The following is a 3,930-nucleotide window of genomic DNA, read 5'->3' on the forward strand; positions in this document are numbered from 1 at the left end:
CAAAAAAGTAGCTGATATCAGAGCAGATGCACTACATAAACTAACAACATGGTTAGCTAAAAACCACAGCACCATAGTTATAGAGGATTTGAATGTAAGTGGAATGCTCAAAAATCACGGGAGTAGCAAGTGCGATAGCAGACTGCGGCTTTTATGAGTTTAAGCGTCAGCTAACATACAAGTGTGAGTGGTATGGCAGTGAGCTAATAATAGCAGATAGATTTTATCCAAGTTCTCAAATATGTTCTCACTGCGGACATCAACAGAAAATGCCGCTGAATGTCAGACTATATGAATGCAACAACTGCGGTTTCAAGGCAGACAGAGATTTTAATGCTGCTGTGAACCTAGAAAATTATGCACGTCAGTAGGTGGAGTTCTCACCGATTTCAAGCCTGTGGAGAAGATAAGTTACAGACTGCGGTCAGTGGTCTTCTGGGAAACAGGAACTGAGCTGCCAAAGCTCATGCAATTCCCGCATGGGTAAGTTTGGGTAAGTTTAGTAGAACGGAACTTCATCATTCTCGATAAATGTTAACGGATATTCGGGTTGTTGTTCGTAGTTGATGTGAATTTCGGCGAGGCGTTTTCCTGCATTGGCAAATCGGTGAAAGTCTGGAGCGTAGGAAATGCGGGGTAATTCTCGTTTCAGGTTATCGGCGTATTTTTCTCGATAGGTGGGATGGTGTAAAAGGGCGTAGATATAATAGAAGATATCCCATTTAGCGATCGCCGAGTCTTGGTATTTTTGGCGAAAGGTGTCTAAGCTCCAATCAGTGATATTTTCTTTGCGGTTGTTTCCGTCTTCGTCATAGGTGTAGAAGGGGAAACATTGGGTGCTACATCCAGCACCATTTAGATGTAAATCACAAATGATATTATTAACAATTACCATAAATGGCTTCTCAGACCCAATTCCAGTTAAGCTAATAATTAGATTTTCTTTCTCAGTATCCGGAGTAGGGAATATGTAGGGAAATTTATAGCGAGCCTCGTTTAAGTGAGCATCAAAATAAAGGTAAGATTTAGTGAAAGGGCGATAAAGAGACTGTCTGACATGATTCTTATCATATTCTAGGATAATCCCTCGCTTTAAATGGTTTTTTAAAGTTGAAGACCAACTAATTTTAGTATCATCATCAGTGACAAAATCATCGACTTTAAAAGATTTGTTTTGCCTATCCTGCCATTTCCTGACTTGTTCATTATAAGTAGCGATCGCCTGTTGAATATTTTCTGCTAATTCATCAGGATTAAAATTATAAGCCCAAACATCGCGATTAGTTTTTACTCCGTTGCTAAATAATTTAAAAATAGTATCGGTTACTTTTCCCTTTGCAGCTTTAGTTTCCTTAGTTCCCATTGGGATAAAAGTTTCAAAATCAGCTTGCAACCCTTCAGTTAACCAGGTATTTTTTTTGTCCGGTTCAATTTCTTGCCAGTCAACCCCACCTAAATGCTGACATTTTTCTAAATAAACATATTTTTCCTCTTTCCGCCAAAACTCATCCACATTTGCATAGTAAATTTGACATTGAGATTTTTTACCTTCCTTCTTTTTAATCAACAGATTAATACTCACCCCAACCTGAATCCCAAAAACATTATGAGTCGTTCCCGATAACTTGGGATTAATTCTTACATTACCACCCAAATCTAAAACATAAATCGCATCAAAATCTTTGGCTAAATGTTGTCGCATCCCATCAAAAGCAATGTTATCAATAAAACTATTATTAGTTACCAAAGCGACTATTCCCTCATCTTTAATTCTATCCGCAGCCCAACGAAAAGCTTTTACATAAGGGTCTGAAAGAGAATTTTTTAAAGTAGCTTTCGAGTCTTTAGAATAAGTCTGAGCTACCCGTCTATCTACTTCTTCATACTTCCGATTTTTATTATTATCATTCTCATTTTGTTGCCACGCATTATAAGGAGGATTACCAATAACTACAAAAATCTTTGAATCTTGCTGTCGTTGCACCCGTTGAGTATTTTCTGGAGTAAAAAAATCTAACTGTAACGCTTCTTGAACCGAAAAAGTATCAACCAAACAAATACCTTCAAACGGCTCATATTTACCCGTTGCTTCTAAATATTGATGCTCAATATTCATCGAAGCAATATAATAAGGCAATAACATCACCTCATTACAATGCAACTCATCCTTATATTTATCAGGTAAAACAGTTTTCCTAATTTCCCGCATTACCCGCATCAGAAAATTACCCGTTCCTACAAACGGATCGAGAATATGAACCCCTTTATGACTGAGAGATTTCTTAAACTCTTTTTTCAGAATCTCATCAACACTTTTTACCATAAAATCAACAATAGACTGGGGGGTATAAACAATCCCATGAGTATCAGCAACCTTAACAGCAAACCCTTGGAAAAACTTCTCATAAACCGTGTTTAAAAAATGCTGTTTCTCGCTATAGTCCTTAATAGTTTTAGCCGCTTCTTCTAATGCCAAATAAAAATAATCTACCTCCTCTAAAAAATGATTCCGACTAAAATACTTCGAGGTTAAAGCATTAATCACCTTCTCAATTTCCACCGCAATAATATTCCGGCGAGTAAAATCTGGATTATCAAAAATCTGGCGAAAAATTCGTTCCGTTAATAAATGCTGAATCAACATCTCTTCCACCGCTGCATCAGAAATATTCGGATTAATCGACAGACGGCAAATATTACTAAACCCATCAAACGCAGCAATAAACTTTTTATTAGTTTTGCGTTGACTCTGAATTAACTCAACTAATTTTCCCCCTAAATTATGAACTCTTTCCCCAAACTCTGTAGCTGCTTTTTCCCAATTTTCTATCTGGGGTGGGCGATATTCAAAAAATAACTTCAGACTTTCTACCAGAGCTTCCGGTTTAGTAATTTCTCCATCATAAACCTGTTTTCCTCCTTGCCAAATAATTACCCGTTCGGGAGACTGAAAAATAATATTATCTTTCGGATAACCTTGTTTAAATTTATTTTGTACTTCCTTAGCTAAATCATCCTCAGTATCTTTCGCTTCCCAAATGCCATGTTTAAGAGTATCATCTCTAACTAATAACCCATCAACTCGGATTAGTTTTTTCTTAGTTAATGGAATGCTATTTTCCTGTACCAACGTCCAGTTAAACTGTTGACAACAAGCAGTTAACAAGTCCGCAAAAGCAACTTTTACAGCCCCTTCATTAACAGCCCCCAACTGTATAAACTTATTTAAAGTTTGGTAATATAATTTGACTGGTTTATGAGTAGGTTTGAGGTTGAGAGTAGCCATTTCAGTTATCAGTTATCAGTTATCAGTAAATACAGTTCAGTTAAGGATTTTTTTGGCAACTATTTAGTAGTGGACCGACACAGCTAAAACTGTGCAATAGATTTTTATTTCTAGTAGACTTTTTCATCTAAAAATGGTGCACTCTTATTTTTGTTTCTAGATGTCTTTATCTCCCCACACCCCCCACACTCCCCACACTTCCCACACTTCCCATCTAACGCACTATTTTAGAAACAGTCCAGTAGTGGATTGTTTCACCTAAAAATGTGCATTAGATTTGTCATTGCGAACGATAGTGAAGCAATCTTAGACCAACTTTCTATTGCACTATTTTAGGTGAAACAGTCCAGTAGGGTGTTTTAGCGCTAGCTTCACCGAGCAATACACCATATATAGTTCCTTTGCTTCAGCAATTAACAATTAACAATTAATAATTACCTCTTTTTAAAAGAAGAGCATTGACTAAAAGGATTTTTTTTGATTTTATTCCCTTAAAAGGGGAGGCTTCAACGCGTGAATTTTTGAATGAATAATTATTAACTATCAACTCTTAATTATTAATTATTCATTATTCATTATTCATTATTCCTCCTTCTTTCTTCCTAAAATGAAGCTAATTTATCTGCCCAACGAGTTGTTTCAGG

At 36.4% G+C, this 3,930-nt stretch carries 1 protein-coding gene and 1 pseudogene; one reads left to right on the top strand and one right to left on the bottom strand.

Annotated features, from left to right (window positions below):
• Positions 1-371 (top strand): annotated as a pseudogene (locus AC3DU7_RS27690) (RNA-guided endonuclease InsQ/TnpB family protein); the annotation flags it as partial.
• Between the two features lie 128 nt (positions 372-499).
• On the opposite strand, the gene AC3DU7_RS27695 reads toward AC3DU7_RS27690, so the two are convergent.
• Positions 500-3,286, bottom strand: a complete 2,787-nt coding sequence (locus AC3DU7_RS27695; RefSeq protein ID WP_488042478.1) for a type ISP restriction/modification enzyme — start codon at positions 3,284-3,286, stop codon at positions 500-502.
• Between the last annotated feature and the right edge of the window lie 644 nt (positions 3,287-3,930).

This window comes from Okeania sp. (assembly GCF_983059655.1).